This is a genomic window from Streptomyces lasalocidi, from assembly GCF_005280215.1.
Taxonomy (GTDB): Bacteria; Actinomycetota; Actinomycetes; order Streptomycetales; family Streptomycetaceae; genus Streptomyces; species Streptomyces longwoodensis.
Window position 1 is genome coordinate 6,697,725 of record NZ_SZNQ01000001.1, and the last position, 16,025, is coordinate 6,713,749.

The window sequence follows — 16,025 nt, forward strand, 5'->3', positions numbered from 1 at the left end:
GGCGTCGCCCGTGAAGGTGGTCCTGCCGTTACCAGGAAGTCCCGTCCGACGGAACGGCGGCCCCTGAACGCCGGGCGCCGTGGCGTCCAGGATCGGGGGCGTCCGATCCGAAGGAGTTGCCATGAAGACGCTGATCGTCCACGCCCACCCGGAGCCGCGGTCCCTGAACGGCTCACTGAAGGACCTCGCGGTGTCCACGCTGGAGGGCGCCGGGCACGAGGTGCGGGTGAGCGACCTGTACGCGATGAACTGGAAGGCGGTCGTCGACGCCGAGGACTACGGCCCGCACGCCTCGCGTCCGTTGCAGGTCGCCCGGGACTCGGGCCGCGCCTTCGACGCCGGGGCGCTCACCCCGGACGTCCGCGCCGAGCAGGAGAAGCTGCTGTGGGCCGACACGATCATCTTCCAGTTCCCGCTGTGGTGGTACTCGATGCCCGCGATCCTCAAGGGCTGGGTGGACCGGGTCTTCACCTACCACTTCGCCTACGGCGTCGGCGAGCACAGCGACACGCACTACGGTGACCGCTTCGGCGAGGGCACCCTCGCGGGCCGGAGGGCCCTGCTGTCGGTCACCACCGGCGGCCCTGAGTCGCACTACGCCGCTCGCGGGATCAACGGCCCCATCGACGACCTGCTGTTCCCGATCCAGCACGGCATCCTCTACTACCCGGGCATCGAGGTGCTCCCGCCGTTCGTGCTGTACGGCACCGACCGCATCACCGACGAGGCCTACCCGGACGTCGCCAAGGCGTGGCAACAGCGCCTGCTCACCCTGGAGTCGACCGAGCCGATCGCGTTCCGGCGCCAGAACGCCGGCGACTACGAGATCCCCTCACTGCAGCTGAAGGAGGGCCTGGAGCCCACCGGCCGCACGGGGTTCGCACTGCACGTCCGCGGCTGACCGCCGCCGACAGCTGACGGGGACGGGCGCCGCCGAACGGGCCCGCCGCGCCCGGGGTCTCACAGGCCGAAGGCGCCGCCCTCGACGAGGATGAGCAGGCCGATGGTGACCAGCACCAGGGGCAGCAGGACGTGTCCCCACCGGGCGAGGGCCGCGGCGACGACGGGGCGGGTGGCGAAGTACCGGCCGGCGGCGCACCACACCCCCACCAGCGCGAGGAAGACCACGGCGTACACGCTCATCCCGCCGGTGCCGGCCGTGGCGAACACCGGCACGTAGACGCCGATGTTGTCGCCGCCGTTGGCGAACGTGACGGCGGCGACCTCCAGCGGGCCGGGACCGCCCGCCCCGGACCGCTCGTCCTCTTCCTCCGGGCCGCCGTAACGGCGGTCCCGCCACGCCCGCCAGGCGGCCTTGAGGCCGAGGGCGAGCGGCAGCAGCCCGAGGTAGGGGAGGGCCGTCTCGGGGAGGAAGGTCGCCCCGAAAGCGGCGGCCACCGCCACCGCGAGGATCGCGGCGAACCCCAGGTACTGGCCCAGCACCACACGCCGGGCCGAGCCGCGGTGGTCGGCCCCCTGGGCGAAGAACAACGCCAGCACCACGAGGTCGTCGATGTTGGTGACGGCGAACAGCCCGACGGCCTGCCCGACGATGCCCAGGTCCACGAGCGGGTGCCTCCTTCGGTGACGCCGGTGTCGCGGCGACGCTACCGGCTGCGCGGTCCACGTCTCCCACCGGGCCGGGCCCGAGCAGGGGTGTCGGTGCCGGGCTCGCTGCGTGCCCGACTGACGGTGTCCGGCGTGGTCCCGGTGCCGTCGGGTGGCGCCCCGACCGTGCGGCTCAGACGAGCTTCAGCGTGATGCCGTGGTCCCGCAGCGCGGTGATCTCGTCGGAGGGTGCGTCGGCGTCGGTGACGAGGACGTCCACCGAGGTCGGGGGGCCGACGTGGGCCTGGGCGGTGCGGCCGAGTTTGCTGCCGTCGGCGGCGGCGACGACCCGGCGGGCCGAGGCGATGGCGGCCTTCTTCACCACCGCTTCGTCGAGGTCGTAGGCGGTCAGGCCGTCGCCCGCGCTCAGGCCGCAGCAGCCGAGGACGGCGGTGTCGAAGCGCAGTGCCGACAGGGACGCGAGGGTCAGCGGCCCGATGAGGGCCCCCTCGGCGGCGCGCGGCCGGCCGCCCGGCACGAGGAGGGAGGTGGGTTCGGGCGCGTCGCTGAGCACGTGGATCGCCTGCAGGGACAGGGGCATCACGGTGACCTGCCGTCCCCGCAGCAGCCGGGCGACCTCCAGGCAGGTCGTGCCGCTGTCCAGCAGCACCGTCTCACCGTCGGAGACGAGGGAGACGACCTCCGCCGCGATCCGGCGCTTGGCCTCGACGGCCTCGTGGGCGCGCAGCGAGAAGGGGGGCTCCTCGCCGCGCAGCAGGAGCGTGCGCGCGCCGCCGCGGAAGCGTTCCAGGACGCCCTGGGCGGCCAGGTGGTCCAGGTCCCGCCGGATGGTCATCTCCGAGGCGGCCGTCAGCTCCGCGAGCTCGGTGACGGTCGCCCGGCCCGCCTCCTGGACGGCCTGGGTGATCAGCCGATGACGTTCGACGGTGTTCATGGGGTGATTCAACACCACTTCAAGCAAACATGATGAGTGTGCGTGTACTGCTGTTTCGAACATGCACGGTGCTCGTTAGGGTGGGTGCATGGAAAGAGCGCTGCGCGTCGCCCGTGCTGTGACGGTTGTCTATTTCGTGCTCAACGGCACGCTGCTCGGCATGTGGGTGGTGCAGATCCCGGCGGTCGAGGAGCGCGTCGGCATCTCCCACGCCACCCTGGGCGGGTTCCTCGTGCTGCTGGGGGCCGGTGCCTTCGTGGGCATGCAGGTCGGGGGGCGCCTGTCCGACCGGCTCGGCACCCGCACCGTCGTCCCCCTGGCCGGGGTGTTGTGCAGCGCCACCCTCGTGCTGCCCGGCCTGGCGCGGGAACCATGGGTCCTCGGGGCCGCGCTCCTGCTCTTCGGCTTCGGCAACGGCACCCTCGACGTCAGCATGAACGCCCACGCCGTCCAGGTCGAGAAGGCCTACGAACGGCCCGTCATGTCGGCCTTCCACGCCACGTTCTCCGTCGGTGGCGTCCTCGCGGCGCTCGCCGGTGCCGCGTTCACCCGCATCGGCTGGTCCCCGGCCACGACCCTGGGCGTCGCCGCCGCCGTGGGTGTCGTCGTCGCGCTGGCGGCGGCGCGCGGCCTCCTGCCCGCCGTGGCGACCGACGCCCCGGTCCGCACCGAGAGCCGGTCAGCGGGGCCGGAACGGTCGAAGCGGCCCGTCCCCGGCCGCATCTGGCTCCTGGCCGTCCTGGCCCTGCTGGTCATGCTGTGCGAGGGGGCCGCCAACGACTGGAGCGTCCTGCACCTCAAGACCGTGCTGGGCGCGCCGGAGAGCACCGCCGCCCTCGCCTACGGCACGTACGCCTCCACCATGACCATCGGCCGGCTGCTGGCGGACCGGATCTCCGGGCGCTTCGGTCCGGTCGCGGTGCTCCGCAACGGTGCGGCGCTGGCCGCGGTCGGCATCACGGTCGCCGCCCTGTCCCCCTGGATCTGGGCCGCGTTGGCCGGCTGGGCGCTGTTCGGCCTGGGCCTGTCGGGCTGCGTCCCGCAGCTGTTCAGCGCCGCCGGGCACGCCGACCCCGCGGCGGCGGGCACCAACGTCTCCCGGGTGGCCGGGCTGGGGTACATCGGCATGCTGGCGGGGCCCGCCGTCATCGGCTGGTCGACCCACCTCGTGGCGCTCAACCACACCTTCCTGCTGCTCTCCCTGTTCTGCGTGACCGCCGTCGTCGCGGCCGGCGTCCTGCGACCCGCTCCGCAGCCGTCGCGCACCGTCGAACTGACGCCCTGACGGCTGACCGTCCGACGGGGTGCGTGCGGGGCGGGACCCGGGGAACGCTGCTCAGCGGGCCGGCTGCATATGCCCCGTACCTCGTGGAACTAACTCGTATTTTGTGTGCTTGTAGGGCCGAAGTAAGGGCATGCGATGGCCAGGAGGTTGATAACGATGGTTCCCTTGCTTCTGGTTCTGCTGCTGGCCCTGATCCTCTTCGGTGCGGGCTTCGCCCTGAAGGCGCTCTGGTGGATCGCGGTGTTCGTCCTGGTCGTGTGGCTGCTCGGCTTCGTCGTCCGTTCCGCGGACGGTGGAGGCCGTAAGGGCCGCTGGTACCGCTGGTAAAGGCAAGACGTCCGGCGCGACGAGCGCGCCACGCATGACACGTGAAGGGGGCCCGGCCGGACACGGCCGGGCCCCCTCGGCGTGCGACCGCCCGCCTCCCCGCGACCGGGGAAGCAGCTCAGCGGCCGACCGGAGGGGGGCATCAGAGGGGCGCGTACCGCGCGCCGTTCAGCACCTCCGCCGTGGCGTCCGGGTGACGGTGCGGGAACGCGTGCGCTCCGCGCACGACCACGGCGCGGCCCCGGGCGGCCCGCCCGGCCAGGTACCGCATCCATCCGGGCGGGCTGAGGACATCGTGCTCGGCCCCCACCACGGTCACCGGGCAGGTCACCCGGGACAGCACCTCCTCGGGGGCGTCCGCCTGCGCGGAGCGCGCACAGGCCAGCAACCGCCGGGGCCCGGCCGCGAGGTAGGACGGCAACACGGCCGGTACGACACCGGGCGCCTCCTGGACGGCCGTGTGAAACGCCGCGCCCAACAGCGGGCCGAAACGGCGCAGACGGGGCGGGAACGTCGGAGCCATCAGGACGAGGGCCCGTACGCGTCCGGGGCGCAGCGCGGCGGCGTGCAGGGCCACCTGGGCGCCGGTGGAATGCCCGGCCAGCACCACGGGCCCGCCGGGCACGTCCGTCAGCCACCGGGCCACCGTGTCCGCGAGCGCCCCCAGCGTGTCCCCGCAGACGCGCCCGGCGGGGTCCCGGTGACCGGGGACGTCCAGCAGCCGCGCCGGACCCGACCGGGCGCACCGCTCCAGCGTCCGCAGCAGGTAACCGGGCGCGCCCAGCCCCGGCACCAGCACCACGGGAACGCCCCCGGCGCCGAGTTCCGCCGTGCCCATGCTGCGCACCGCGGACGTCCCGGCCCGGTCGTGCGTGACGTACAGAAGTGCCTGCCCGTGCTGCGTCATGATCGACGAGTACCCACCGGCGGGCGGTCACGGGGGCCTTCGTCCAGAAGTCCTTCGCCGCGGACCTGGGCCCCGGCACCGCCGCGCCGGGCCCCGGCCCTGCGGCGCGGCACGCCGCGCCGGGCGCGACGGTCACCACGGCCCCGGGGGCCTGCTCGCGGTCCCCGGGGCGTGCGTCCGTTCGACGGCCGTGCGGTCAGGGCGCGTCGACGAGGGTGCGTCCGTTCGTGGGCGCGAGTGCGGCGAGGGCGCTCGCGTAGGTGGACTGCACGCGGGAGCGCTCGGTGGTGTTCGGTGTGGCGTTGGTGCAGGCGGTGCCGGCGCTCGACCCCGACATCAGCTGGGAGCACGGGCCGGGCTTGGTGTCCGGCAGGCCGAGGCTGTGCCCCAGCTCGTGGGCGGCGATCCGGGTCTTGTTGTAGCCCTGGTCCACTGCCTGGCTGCCGAGTTCGACCCGGACCTGGCGGCCCGGACGGACGGGGCCGAGCGTGGCCTGCGGCCAGCCCGTGGTGGCGACGATCACGATCTCGGCCGCGGAGCCGGGCGCCGCTTCCACCAGGCGGACGCTGCTCACGTTCGCGTTCCACGAGGCGACTCCGGCCGCGATCGCGGACTCCCAGCCGACGGCGCGGCTGTCGTCGTAGCGGAGGGTGACCACCGCCGCCTGTGCGGTGGACGCCGTACTGGCGGGTGCGGGGGCGGCGGTCGCGGTGCCCGCCATGCCGAGGACGAGTGCCGCGGCGGACGTACCTGCTCTGAGCCAAGTGCCGAGGGGCATTGCTGCTCCTTCATCCGTGGGGGGAGTCCGGCCCCGGCGGGGCCGGGCGCGCGAAGGAGCGGCGTGGGCGTCCGGTGGGGGGCCGGACAGCGTGGACCGCCCCTCCGGGGCGCTGCGATGCTATGCCCCACCTCTCCTCGTCCGCCATGTACCTGCCACGCCGAATATCGGCCGCCGGGTGCCGACAGTCGGTTCTCGGACAGGTCCAACTCGCCCATGACCAATGTCATCTGACCTCTTGTCAGTGACTCGACCCCCTCCCTACCTTGGTCCAGCGAGTCCTTGGCCAGGGGTCCGCCGCCCCCGTCGGCCATGTCCCACTCCTCAGCGCACGACCGACCATGGAGGCGCTCAATGCCCGTAGCCGTGCAGCATCTTCCGGAAGCCGACCGGTTCCGCGACGAAGGTCCGCTCGAGATCGACGACGAGGCGATCGTGTTCGAGGACGACGACCGCGAGGACCGCGAGCCCACGGCGTGTCTCGCCGACCCCTGGGTGACCGCCACGACCCGCTTCGCCTGTGATCTGAACTCCTAGCGGTGACCGTGTCCCTCGCCGGCCGCAGCGGTGGGTCCGACGACACCTGGTCGTACCTGAACGATCCGCGGATGCCGGCGATGGAACACGGCTGGAAACTGCACGTCTCGGCGCGCCCGGGCGACCTCGACGAGGTGGTCCGGCTCGTCCTGCCGGTGCTGTACCGGCACGTCTGCCACGCCAAGTTCGTCCGTGACGCGGACACGTTGCGCCGCCTCAACTCCGGGGCGGTGAGCCCCGGAGCCGTGGGCAAGGCCATCACCGTCTACCCCTTGGCCGGCACCGTGGTCGAGGTCGCCCGGGAACTCGCCGCCGTCCTGCGGGACCGGCCGGGCCCGCGGATCGTCAGCGACCGCAGGGTCGACCCGCGCGCCCCGGTCTACTACCGCTACGGCCCCTTCACGGGCGACTACCGCACCGGCCGGAGCGGGCGGCTCGAATCCGTCATGACCGGGCCGGACGGCCAGGTCTACGACGGCCTGGCCGTCGGCCGCTACCGGTGCCCGCCCTGGGCCGAGGACCCCTTCACGAACGACGCCGGGCCCGCCGACGAGCCGTCGGCCCGCGACTTCGGCGGTGGCCGCTACCGGGTCACGGCCGGCATCACGCGCTCACCCCGGGGCAACGTCTACCGCGCGTTCGACCGCACCCTCGGGCGGCCGGTGGTGGTCAAACAGGCGAGGGCCTTCGTGGGCGAGGACGAAGCCGGTACCGACGCCCGCCACCGGCTGCGCAACGAGCGCACGGTCCTCACCGCGCTCGACGGCGTCACCGGCGTGCCCCGCGCACTGGACTACTTCGCCCACCGGTCGGACGAGTACCTGGTGATGACCAGTTGCGGCGACCGCGACCTGCGCAGGGAGGTCCTGCGCGACGGCCCCTTCCGGGACGACGACCCACGGCCGGGGCGCGCCCTGTCCCTCCTGGCGTCCCGGCTCCTGCACGTCCTCGACGCGATCCACGACCGGAACGTGGTCGTCCGCGACCTCAAGCCCGACAACGTCGTGCTCGACGACTCCGGCCCCGGCCACTGCCACCTCATCGACTTCGGGATCAGCGAACTGGACGGCGCGGGCCCGGGCGGGGCGACCCCCGGGTACAGCGAGCCGGTCCTGCCCGCCACCGGACCGGCCGCCCCCGCCGACGACCACTACGCCCTCGGCGCGACCCTCTTCTTCGCCGCGACCGGCCTGGACCCGGTGATCATCGACGCCGACCACCGGGTCAACCGGGACCGGACCCTGGCCTGCCTGGCCGCGGCACTGCCCGGCCGCGCCCACCGGAACATCCGGTCCTGCGTCACCGGCCTCATGGACCTCGACCCGGCCGTCCGGACCGCCGCCGCCGACCGCCTGCGCAGCGGCACGGTCACCACCGCCCGCCGGGCCGCGCGTCCCCGGATCGACGACGACCTGCTGGAGGAGGTCGTCGAGCACACGGCCGCCTTCTGCGTCGCCGAGGCGCAGGCGATCGTGGACCCGGTACGGGCCGCCCAGCTGGCCGTCCCCACCTCGATCGACGTCTACGGCGGCAGCTCGGGACTGGGACTCGAACTCCTCCACCACGCGCACCGGCCCGAAGTGCGCGCGACCGTCTCGGCGTTGGCGCGGTGGACGGCCGACCAGGCGAGGAACCTGCCGCCCGGGTTCTACACGGGGCGCACCGGCGTCGAACTCTTCCTCGCCGAGGCGGGGTCGGCGGGAGGTGCGGGCGCGGTCACGGACGTCGGTGCGGGGCCCGGACACCCCGACCTGCCGGAGCGCACCCCGGACGGCGGCCCGCCGGAGGCGGACCTGATCGCGGGCGCCGCCGGGATCGGCCTCGGACAGCTGCTGCTCGCCCGACACGCCCTTCGGGCAGGTCACCGGCATGCCGCGGACCGGCACCTCACGCTTGCCGCCGAATGCGACCGGCTGCTGGCCTCGGGCACCGCCCGGCTGACCGCCACCGGCGCGGACACGGCCGGCAGGGCCGCACTCGGCGAGGGACTGGCCCACGGCGAGGCGGGCGTCACCTGTTTCCTGCTGGAGTACGGCGGCGTGACCGGGGACCCCGACGCGATCAGCCGCTCCGAACAGGCCGCCGCACGCCTGGCCGCCGTGACGCCGGACATCGTCGCGGCGGCCACCGAGCCGGGGGCGACCCGCCGCTACGGCTCGTGGTGCCGGGGCCTGGCCGGCATCGGGACCGTACTCGTCCGGGCCGCCGAACGCCTCGGCGAACCCCGGTACCTCGACCTCGCCCAGCGGGCCGCACGCACCTGCGCCGCACTGGCACCACGGATGCCGCTGGTCACGCAGTGCTGCGGACTGGCCGGGGTGGGCGAGTTGATGATCGACGTCGCGGAGGCGTCCGCGTCCGAGGAGTTCCGGGAGGCGGCCGGGGCCGTCGCGCTGCTCATCCTGAGCCGCAGCGGCGGCAGTTGGTCCCGGCCCGTGTTCCCGGACACCGGCCTGGCCCGGTCGAGTGCCACCTGGGCCGGCGGCTCCGCGGGCGTGCTGGCCTTCTTCCGGCGCCTGCACGACGGGGGCGGCCCGCGACTGGGCCTGACCGCCTGACGGCCGCCACCGGCACCCGGGGGGAGCCGGCGCCCGGGTGAGAGGATCCGTCCATGAGCGGCGACCTGGATCCACCGGAAGTAAGTGCACTGGCGATCAACGTCACCGTCCCGCAGGCGCTCCGCTGGACGGACACCCGCCGTGGCGAGGAGTTCCAACTGACCACGCTCAACGTCCGGCTGCTCCCGGACGGACACCTCGCCGTGAAGGCGTACGGCCGTCCGGTCGCCGGTGGGCGGGGCGCCTACGTCTCGTTCCCGGTCCCCGACGAACCGGAACTGGCAGCCCTGGTGGCCGACGCGGCCGGCCACGCCGGAAGGCTGTGGGCGGCCCACCGCGGCCTGTAGTCACGCCCGCTCCGACGACCGGGAGGCGGTCCCTCCGGCGTCGTACACACCGGCGCTCTGCCCGTGGCAGAACACCGGTGCCGCCAGTCCCGACGATCGCTACGGTCGCTCGCATGACGACGGTGACGACGGTGACGACGCGCACGGTGGAGTACCCGGCCGACGGACTGACCATGATCGGGCACCTGGCGGTCCCGGCCGGGGACGGCCGCGCACCGGGGGTCCTGATCGGGCCCGAGGGGCCGGGGCTGAGTGACGTCGACCGGCGCCGTGCCGACGCGCTGGCCGAGTCGGGGTACGTGGCGCTGGCCTTCGACCTGCACGGCGGACGCTGGTTCGCCGACCCGGAGGAGATGCTGGCGCGCTGCCTGCCGCTGCTCGCCGATCCCGACCGGCTGAGGGAGATCGGCCGCGCGGCGCTCGACGTGCTGTGCGCCGAGCCGTGGACCGACCCCGACCGGATCGCGGCCATCGGCTACGGCACCGGAGGCGTCGTCGGCCTGGAACTCGGCCGGGCCGGCGTCGACTTGCGCGCGATCGCCACGGTCAACGGGCTCACCACCGGCCGACCGGGGGACTCGGCCCGCATCCGCTGCCCGGTGTGGGCCGGGGTCGGTTCGGAGGACCCGATCGTACCGGCCGCCCAACGGGAGGCGTTCACCGCCGACCTGCAGGCAGCGGGCGTCGACTGGCGCCTCGTGGTCTACGGCGGCGCCCTGCACGCCTTCCACCACCCGCAGGCCGACCAGAGCCCGCTCCCCGGCGTCGGCCACCACCCCCGCCACGCACAACGTGCCTGGCACGACGTCCTGGACCTGCTCACGGAGTGCCTGCCCCTGACGGGATGAACCCGTGACGGGGGAGCGGGGGTTGCCGGTGAGCGGACCGTTGCCCGTTACGCCGACGCGTCTCCCACACCCGCGACGATGACCTCCCGGAGTTCCGGCCAGGACTCCTCGTCGTCCTCGGCGTCCTCGACGCTCTCCCACCCATCGAGGACGCGGACCACGAACCGCCACTGCTCGCGGGTCAATGTCACGGTGGCCCGTTCGTCGTCCGGGGGCCATCCGCCGGACCCGGGCACCTCGGCCGACCAGCCCGCCACCTGGATCCAGCCGGCCTCGCGGACAGCTCTCCCGACCTCGACGGTGTCCTCGCGGCCGTCCACCGCCGCGATCGAGACCTCGTTGTCCACGCCACCGTCGACGAGATGCCACTGCCGCACCGTCATCGCCACGGACACGCCCTCATCCAGCTCATCAGTCGTCATCCCGCGACATCGTGGCCACTGGCTCCGCCCTGCGTCAACGGCTCACGGCTCACGGTGCCGGGCCCACCACTTGGGCCTGAGGATGGGGCAAGGAGGACACCTCCCCCAGAACTTGTCATGCCCGCGGCTTCACTCTGTGTTCAGGCCGGTCCCCGTCGGTCACTCGCGTGGCGCAACGCTGATCTTGGCGTGTCCTTAACCGCGGAGCACCCGCGGAGCGCTCCAGGCGCGCCGCACGGCAGTCGGCAACCCGGTTGACCGCAGTGCCTGTTGCGTCCGCCGCAGACGGTCCCCGCCCTCTTGGAAGGACGGGGACCGTCCGCATGTGCTGGGGGGAAGGCGTGGAAAAGGGGGTGGCCCCGCCACGGGGGGAGGTGGCGGGGCCGGAACGCTCGGAGGGGGAGCCGAGCCGTCGGTGTGCTGGTGCCCCGGGACGACACGGGTATGCCTCCCGTCGTGCAAGTCCGTCGGCCGCCCTCCCACGCGTCGTAGCAGACGCACGGCAGTTCGTCTCCGGGGCCGTGGCGCGGACGGCCCAAGGAGCAGCCGTGATGACCCGGACGGCGGCATCCGGAACGCCCCGGGATGGCAGCGCGCGACCCCGCCCGGTAGGGCTTCGATCAGAGCCATCCGTTCCCGCGAAGCCCGATTGGGGAGATCCCTCGTGCCCTCCACCACCCGCAGACTCATACGCGGACTGTGCGCCCTGCTCGTCGTCGGCGGCCTCCCGCCCGCCACCGCCGGGGCCACCGACGGCCCCGGCGCACCCCCCGCCGCCACGCAGCCGGCGGACGACTGGCGCGTGGACCTCGACGCCGCCACGGCCGACCAGCACAACACCGGCCACCACGCGGACGGTCTCACCATCGCCGACCGCCGGGCGCGCACCCGGTCCGCCCCGGGCAAGGCGTACGCCGTGTACACCGCGCCGGCCCAGAGCCTCGGCCGCGAGGCGAACGTCTTCACCGTCAGCCGCCAGGCCCAAGTGCCCCCGGGCACGCAGCTGGTCACCGAGGTGCGCGGCAGCGCCCACCCGGGCCGGTGGACGCAGTGGAGCACCCCCGACGCCGACGGCCGGCTGCGGCTGCCGGAAGTCGTCTCCGTCCTCCAGGTGCGGCTCACCCTGCTCGGCAGCGCCACCGCCTCCCCGGTCGTCTCGGACGTCACCGTGCACGCCGAACCGGACCGTTCCGACACCCGGCCGTCCGAGGACACGACCGGCACGGCGCCCGCGACGTACCGGCTCTTCGCCACCCGCGAGGGCCTGACCGGGCAGACCACCGCCAACGGCCACGTCATCCAGTCCCGCGACCACTTCGTGGCCCTGCCGTCGCGGCGGATGCTGGCCTCCAAGGGCGGCACCGAGTACCAGGTAAGGCTGTGCTACGCCCGCACCGGCCGGTGCGAGACGGCCCCCGTCTGGGACGTCGGACCCTGGAACACCCGGGACGACTACTGGAACCCGTCCACGCAGCGTCAGACGTGGTACGACCTGCCGCAGGGGACTCCCGAGTCGCAGGCGGCCTACCAGTCCGGCTACAACGGCGGCCTCGACGAGTTCGGCCGCAGGGTCGCCAACCCGGCCGGCATCGACCTGGCCGACGGCACCTTCTGGGACGGCCTCGGCCTGACGGACAACGACTGGATCGACGTCACCTTCCAACCCGCCGACGCCGGCGGCAAGTAGACCGGGAACGGCGCGGACCCACTGCGTGACCGACCGCTGAGCGCCGGCCGGAGGCCGACCGCACCTGCCCGGGATCCCGGACAACTAACCCGTGTCCTGCGTGCTTGTGGTGCGCAGGCAAGGGCATTGGTGGGCCAGGAGGTTGATGACGATGGTTCCCTTGCTTCTGGTACTGCTGCTGGCGCTGATCCTCTTCGGCGCGGGGTTCGCGCTGAAGGCCCTGTGGTGGATCGCGGTGTTCGTCCTGGTCGTGTGGCTGCTCGGCTTCGTCGTCCGTTCCGCGGACGGTGGCGGCCGCAGGGGCCGTTGGTACCGCTGGTAGCGGGACGACGCCCGGCGCGAGGAGCGCGCCACGCGTGCATCGTGCGGAGTGAGGGGCCCGGCCGGAGACGGCCGGGCCCCTCGCGTGCAAGGACTCCGTCGCGCCCGTCGGGAGGGATCGGGCGTATCGGACGCACCGCGGGGTACCTGAGCCCTGCACCGGCCCCGCAGACCCAGCAGGGGAACCCTGCACCTCCTGTCTGCGGGGCCGCTGCGCGGGCGGGGACCCCGGTCCCGGCCGGACCGCCCCTTCGGCTACTTCCCCAGTCGGGCCTTCGCCGCCAGCGCCCTGCGCAGCACCTTCTCCCGGTAGGGGTTCGCCGGGTCCAAGGCCTCAGCCACCTCCACCGCCTCGTCGAGCAGCGCCAGTCGGCGCTCGGGCACGTCCCGCACCAGGGGTGAGCCGCTCTCCTCCACCAGGACGTACGCCAGTTTCGATCCGTACACCTCGGGCTCGACCCGCGTCAGCAGACGGTAGGCCCACAGCCCCTCGGTTCCCCGTACCACTCGCCGGTTGGCGCCGAGCAGCCTGACCTTCGCCAGCAACACCATGTCCTGGTCCATCGATCCCCTTCGTCCCCGCCCCCTCCGGCCGGCGCATGTCCCAGGGCGGAACAGCACGGCGAACGCGCCGGCAGCCGATGGCGGATGCCGGCACCTGGGCCGGAGGGAGGATGACGACGAGTCTGCGGTCCCGCCACCACCCGCAACAAGGCCGTCGGGGCGTGCCCTTCGTCCTACCGGAACCCGCCCCGAGCAGGCATGATGGACCTGACACTCTCCCGAGGCCTGCCCGCACGCGTCACTCGCGGTGCCCTTGGCGGCCCCCAGGGTGGAACAAGACCGCTCCCCGCCCCACACGACCGCGCCGTCACGCTAGGGTCAGCGGGCGAAAACAGGCCACGGTGGGACGCGAAGGCGACCTGCGGTACGTGGCGATGTCCGTCGAATGGCCGCGTGGGGCGTGAACACCTCACGTGGCGTGCAACTGACGACGGCCGGAAGTCGTCCTTTGCGGCGAGCTGTCGAGACACACCGGTACTGGGACACCAGTACCGGGACACAGGGGGGACCCATCATGAACGTGACGCCGAAGAAGAGCCGCCGTAGACCGGGCGCCGTCCGGGCGGCCGCACTGGCCGCCTGTGCGGTGGGGGCGCTGGTCCTCACCGGCTGCAATGGCGACGACGTGGCGGGTGCGGGCACGGACGCGGGCGCGGACACGAGCGCGAGCCCGACGAAGGTGGGAGGCGCCGGCACGAGCCCGACCGGGACGGCGGGCAGTGGCGGCAAGGGGACGGCATCCGCCGCGGCGAGCAAGAAGCCGGCCGGCGCGGCGACTTCGGGCTCGGGCGGCGGCGCCGCCAAGTCCCCGGGATCGGCCCCGACCTCGTCACCCATCGCCGCGGGGTCGGGCGCGGACGACGACGGCTGTGACCACAAGATGCCGATCTCGCCCGACGAGGTCGCGGTCTACCGCTACACCCCGGAAGGGGGCTCCCTCAGCCTGATCGTCAAGCACGGCAACTGGGGCTGCGGATCGCCCGATTCCGACGGTCCGCCGTTCGAGACGGTCGGCAAGGAGACGTTCATCCCGATGGACCAGGCCGCCTACGTCACGGTGACCAACCCCATCGTGGAGAGCACCGAGAACCAGCACATCGGCGTGCAGGAGTTCCTCGACTGGCTGGAGGCGAACCCGAACTCCGGGCTCGTCTTCAAGTACCACCTGGGCGCCGACGGCGCCATCGACCGCCTCGACGAGGTCTTCACCCCCTAAGGGGCGCCCCGGCCGTCCCGCGCGGCTGAGCGGCGGGCGTGCCCTTCGCCACCGAGAATCGAAGGGCACGTTCCCGCGGTGACGCCCAGGACCGGAGGACCCCATGGACCCGGACGACCAGATCATGCAGGGACCCGGCGAGCGGAGGGTCGCCGAAGCGGCGGAACGGATCGTGGCCGAGGGCCGGCCACGGCTGCACCGCACCTGGACGTCGCTGGTCGCCACCTCGCTGCTGGGCGGGATCGACGTCGGTGTCGGCGTCATGGTACTGCTGTTCGTGCGGCACGAGACCGGCAGCGAACTCCTGGCCGGACTGGCCTTCTCCACCGGGCTCATCGCCCTGCTGCTCGGGCACAGCGAACTCTTCACGGAGGGGTTCCTCGTGCCGGTCGCCACGGTCGTCGCGGGCGCGGCCACCTGGCTGGACCTGCTGCGGATGTGGGGAACGGTCCTGGTGATGAACCTGATCGGCGGATGGGTGTTCATGTGGCTGGTGATGCAGGCCTTCCCGGAGCTGCACGGCACCGCGGCCGCCACGGGGGCGAAGTTCGTCGACGGGGGCTACACCCTGGGCACCTTCTGCCTCGCCGTGCTGGGCGGCGGCGTCATCACGCTCATGACCCGGATGCACCACGGCAGCGAGTCGATGACCGCGAAGATCACCGCGTCGGTTGTCACCGCGTTCGCACTGGCCGGGCTCGGGCTGTGGCACTCGGTGCTGGACTCCCTCATCGCCTTCGCGGGCCTGCACACCGACAGCGCGCCCTACGGCTACCCCGACTGGCTGAAGTGGCTCGCCTGGGCGGTGCTCGGCAACGTCGTCGGCGGCCTCCTGCTCACCACGGCACTGCGCCTCATCCGCAGCGCCCCCGTACTGAGCGACAACAGCGGACCGACGACCTCCTGACGGCCGCGCGGCGTTGCCCCTTCGGAGTGAACGGACGGGGAAGGCGGTCGTCGCCGGATCCGTGGAGGTCGACGCCTACGACCTCCTGTTCCACCCCCTGCTGGGGTCCTCGGTGACCGTCGGGCCGCGCAGCCGCACCCGGGGCGTGCACACCTCCGTGCCGCGCGGCGCCCGGGGCAGGTCCTCGGCGGTGCGGACCCGCAGCGTCAGCCACGCCTCGCCGCCGTCCCGGGGCACCTCGAACGGCAGCGGCACCACCCGGGTCTCGCCCGGGGCGAGGGCGGGCAGGTCGGCGGGCGCGGTGAGGGTGCCGCCGTCGGCGAGGCACAGCTCCCACTCGCCCGTGAGCCACTCCAGGCCCCGGAGGTGCTGGTGGTTGGAGACGACCACACCCTCGTGCCGGAACAGCGCGACGCGCACCGGCGCGGTGGCCCGGCCCCCGTGCAGTCGGGCCCCCGCGCGGCCGGCCGGTCCTCCGTCGCTCACCCGCCGGACGATGCCGTGGTCCCGCGACTCGCGGATGAAGCCGCCCTGAAGGCCCGGGGTGGACCTGATGGCGTGATGGCGGCCCAGGGGCCGGCGAGCGCGCTGTTGCGCCGTTGCCCGTCCGCGCTGGCCGGCCCGGTCACGTCGACCGGTGCAGCGGGTCGCTTGCGTAGCCTCGGGTTGGAGTGAGTGGGGGCGAGGGAGGTGACGAGTAGTGTTCGCGCCGTGTCGGCAGGACGAGGACAGGGTGACCTGCCCTCCGCCGAGGTCGCCGAGGCCGCCCAGGCCGCCGAGGGCGTGAGGTGGCCGAGGCGCGCGTGGCGGAGGCAGAC

17 protein-coding genes and 1 pseudogene are annotated in these 16,025 nt (G+C 73.5%); 11 read left to right on the top strand and 7 right to left on the bottom strand.

The window, feature by feature from the left end:
- Window positions 1–121 precede the first annotated feature (121 nt).
- Entirely contained in the window at window positions 122–901 is a 780-nt protein-coding gene (locus tag E4U91_RS30250; protein ID WP_137309746.1) for an NAD(P)H-dependent oxidoreductase, read from the top strand.
- Between the two features lie 59 nt (window positions 902–960).
- Here E4U91_RS30250 and E4U91_RS30255 read toward each other — a convergent pair whose 3' ends face one another.
- Together E4U91_RS30255 and E4U91_RS30260 are read right to left on the bottom strand one after the other, a co-directional pair.
- Complete coding sequence (locus E4U91_RS30255) at window positions 961–1,566, bottom strand: cadmium resistance transporter (RefSeq protein WP_137309747.1); 606 nt, start codon at window positions 1,564–1,566, stop codon at window positions 961–963.
- A gap of 175 nt (window positions 1,567–1,741) precedes the next feature.
- Window positions 1,742–2,503, bottom strand: coding sequence for a DeoR/GlpR family DNA-binding transcription regulator (locus tag E4U91_RS30260; RefSeq protein ID WP_137309748.1), 762 nt, complete (start codon window positions 2,501–2,503; stop codon window positions 1,742–1,744).
- Between the two features lie 88 nt (window positions 2,504–2,591).
- Between E4U91_RS30260 and E4U91_RS30265 the strand changes: the two genes are divergently transcribed.
- Both E4U91_RS30265 and E4U91_RS30270 read left to right on the top strand, forming a co-directional pair.
- Window positions 2,592–3,788, top strand: a complete 1,197-nt coding sequence (locus E4U91_RS30265; protein WP_174867876.1) for an MFS transporter — start codon at window positions 2,592–2,594, stop codon at window positions 3,786–3,788.
- A 156-nt stretch (window positions 3,789–3,944) separates the two neighbouring features.
- On the top strand, window positions 3,945–4,115 hold the full coding sequence (locus tag E4U91_RS30270; protein WP_067230707.1) for a hydrophobic protein: 171 nt from the start codon (window positions 3,945–3,947) through the stop codon (window positions 4,113–4,115).
- Window positions 4,116–4,257: 142 nt separating this feature from the next.
- Here the strand turns inward: E4U91_RS30270 and E4U91_RS30275 are convergent, their stop codons facing one another.
- Together E4U91_RS30275 and E4U91_RS30280 are read right to left on the bottom strand one after the other, a co-directional pair.
- Window positions 4,258–5,022 carry an alpha/beta fold hydrolase gene (locus E4U91_RS30275; protein WP_137309749.1) on the bottom strand — a complete coding sequence of 255 codons (765 nt, stop codon included), beginning with the start codon at window positions 5,020–5,022 and terminating at the stop codon, window positions 4,258–4,260.
- A gap of 196 nt (window positions 5,023–5,218) precedes the next feature.
- Complete coding sequence (locus tag E4U91_RS30280; RefSeq protein ID WP_137309750.1) at window positions 5,219–5,800, bottom strand: snapalysin family zinc-dependent metalloprotease; 582 nt, start codon at window positions 5,798–5,800, stop codon at window positions 5,219–5,221.
- 354 nt (window positions 5,801–6,154) lie between these two features.
- On the opposite strand from E4U91_RS30280, the gene E4U91_RS30285 reads away from it, so the two are divergent.
- The 4 genes from E4U91_RS30285 to E4U91_RS30300 all read left to right on the top strand — a co-directional run bounded on the left by E4U91_RS30285 (window position 6,155) and on the right by E4U91_RS30300 (window position 10,090).
- Window positions 6,155–6,337, top strand: a complete 183-nt coding sequence (locus tag E4U91_RS30285; RefSeq protein WP_137309751.1) for an SflA family class IV lanthipeptide — start codon at window positions 6,155–6,157, stop codon at window positions 6,335–6,337.
- A 2-nt stretch (window positions 6,338–6,339) separates the two neighbouring features.
- Entirely contained in the window at window positions 6,340–8,895 is a 2,556-nt protein-coding gene (lanL, locus tag E4U91_RS30290) for a class IV lanthionine synthetase LanL (RefSeq protein WP_137309752.1), read from the top strand.
- Between the two features lie 53 nt (window positions 8,896–8,948).
- Window positions 8,949–9,242, top strand: a complete 294-nt coding sequence (locus E4U91_RS30295) for a hypothetical protein (RefSeq protein WP_137309753.1) — start codon at window positions 8,949–8,951, stop codon at window positions 9,240–9,242.
- Between the two features lie 122 nt (window positions 9,243–9,364).
- Window positions 9,365–10,090 (top strand): dienelactone hydrolase family protein, encoded by a 726-nt coding sequence (locus E4U91_RS30300; protein ID WP_137311075.1) that lies wholly within the window; start codon window positions 9,365–9,367, stop codon window positions 10,088–10,090.
- A 47-nt stretch (window positions 10,091–10,137) separates the two neighbouring features.
- Here the strand turns inward: E4U91_RS30300 and E4U91_RS30305 are convergent, their stop codons facing one another.
- On the bottom strand, window positions 10,138–10,512 hold the full coding sequence (locus E4U91_RS30305; protein ID WP_137309754.1) for a hypothetical protein: 375 nt from the start codon (window positions 10,510–10,512) through the stop codon (window positions 10,138–10,140).
- Between the two features lie 664 nt (window positions 10,513–11,176).
- Here E4U91_RS30305 and E4U91_RS30310 point away from each other — a divergent pair.
- Window positions 11,177–12,199: an SH3 domain-containing protein gene (locus tag E4U91_RS30310; RefSeq protein WP_174867877.1), complete on the top strand. Its 1,023-nt coding sequence runs from the start codon at window positions 11,177–11,179 to the stop codon at window positions 12,197–12,199.
- 151 nt (window positions 12,200–12,350) lie between these two features.
- Window positions 12,351–12,521 carry a hydrophobic protein gene (locus E4U91_RS30315; protein WP_137309755.1) on the top strand — a complete coding sequence of 57 codons (171 nt, stop codon included), beginning with the start codon at window positions 12,351–12,353 and terminating at the stop codon, window positions 12,519–12,521.
- Between the two features lie 254 nt (window positions 12,522–12,775).
- On the opposite strand, the gene E4U91_RS30320 is transcribed toward E4U91_RS30315, so the two are convergent.
- Entirely contained in the window at window positions 12,776–13,084 is a 309-nt protein-coding gene (locus E4U91_RS30320) for a hypothetical protein (RefSeq protein ID WP_137309756.1), read from the bottom strand.
- Window positions 13,085–13,598: 514 nt separating this feature from the next.
- On the opposite strand from E4U91_RS30320, the gene E4U91_RS30325 reads away from it, so the two are divergent.
- The gene (locus tag E4U91_RS30325) at window positions 13,599–14,300 is read left to right on the top strand and encodes a hypothetical protein (protein WP_137309757.1); all 702 of its coding nucleotides are present in this window, start codon (window positions 13,599–13,601) and stop codon (window positions 14,298–14,300) included.
- A gap of 103 nt (window positions 14,301–14,403) precedes the next feature.
- Window positions 14,404–15,207 (top strand): formate/nitrite transporter family protein, encoded by an 804-nt coding sequence (locus tag E4U91_RS30330; protein WP_137309758.1) that lies wholly within the window; start codon window positions 14,404–14,406, stop codon window positions 15,205–15,207.
- A 126-nt stretch (window positions 15,208–15,333) separates the two neighbouring features.
- Here E4U91_RS30330 and E4U91_RS39245 read toward each other — a convergent pair.
- Window positions 15,334–15,765: pseudogene (locus E4U91_RS39245) on the bottom strand (DUF4981 domain-containing protein); the annotation flags it as partial.
- Between the last annotated feature and the right edge of the window lie 260 nt (window positions 15,766–16,025).

Excerpts from the sequence above, each read along its gene's own strand:
- E4U91_RS30285 (WP_137309751.1), top strand. The coding sequence starts at position 6,155 with ATGCCCGTAGCCGTGCAGCATCTTCCGGAAGCCGACCGGTTCCGCGAC.
- E4U91_RS30250 (WP_137309746.1), top strand. The coding sequence starts at position 122 with ATGAAGACGCTGATCGTCCACGCCCACCCGGAGCCGCGGTCCCTGAAC.
- E4U91_RS30265 (WP_174867876.1), top strand. The coding sequence starts at position 2,592 with ATGGAAAGAGCGCTGCGCGTCGCCCGTGCTGTGACGGTTGTCTATTTC.
- E4U91_RS30295 (WP_137309753.1), top strand. The coding sequence starts at position 8,949 with ATGAGCGGCGACCTGGATCCACCGGAAGTAAGTGCACTGGCGATCAAC.
- E4U91_RS30330 (WP_137309758.1), top strand. The coding sequence starts at position 14,404 with ATGGACCCGGACGACCAGATCATGCAGGGACCCGGCGAGCGGAGGGTC.
- E4U91_RS30260 (WP_137309748.1), bottom strand. The coding sequence starts at position 2,503 with ATGAACACCGTCGAACGTCATCGGCTGATCACCCAGGCCGTCCAGGAG.
- E4U91_RS30320 (WP_137309756.1), bottom strand. The coding sequence starts at position 13,084 with ATGGACCAGGACATGGTGTTGCTGGCGAAGGTCAGGCTGCTCGGCGCC.
- E4U91_RS30325 (WP_137309757.1), top strand. The coding sequence starts at position 13,599 with ATGAACGTGACGCCGAAGAAGAGCCGCCGTAGACCGGGCGCCGTCCGG.
- E4U91_RS30315 (WP_137309755.1), top strand. The coding sequence starts at position 12,351 with ATGGTTCCCTTGCTTCTGGTACTGCTGCTGGCGCTGATCCTCTTCGGC.
- E4U91_RS30270 (WP_067230707.1), top strand. The coding sequence starts at position 3,945 with ATGGTTCCCTTGCTTCTGGTTCTGCTGCTGGCCCTGATCCTCTTCGGT.
- E4U91_RS30275 (WP_137309749.1), bottom strand. The coding sequence starts at position 5,022 with ATGACGCAGCACGGGCAGGCACTTCTGTACGTCACGCACGACCGGGCC.
- E4U91_RS30305 (WP_137309754.1), bottom strand. The coding sequence starts at position 10,512 with ATGACGACTGATGAGCTGGATGAGGGCGTGTCCGTGGCGATGACGGTG.
- E4U91_RS30280 (WP_137309750.1), bottom strand. The coding sequence starts at position 5,800 with ATGCCCCTCGGCACTTGGCTCAGAGCAGGTACGTCCGCCGCGGCACTC.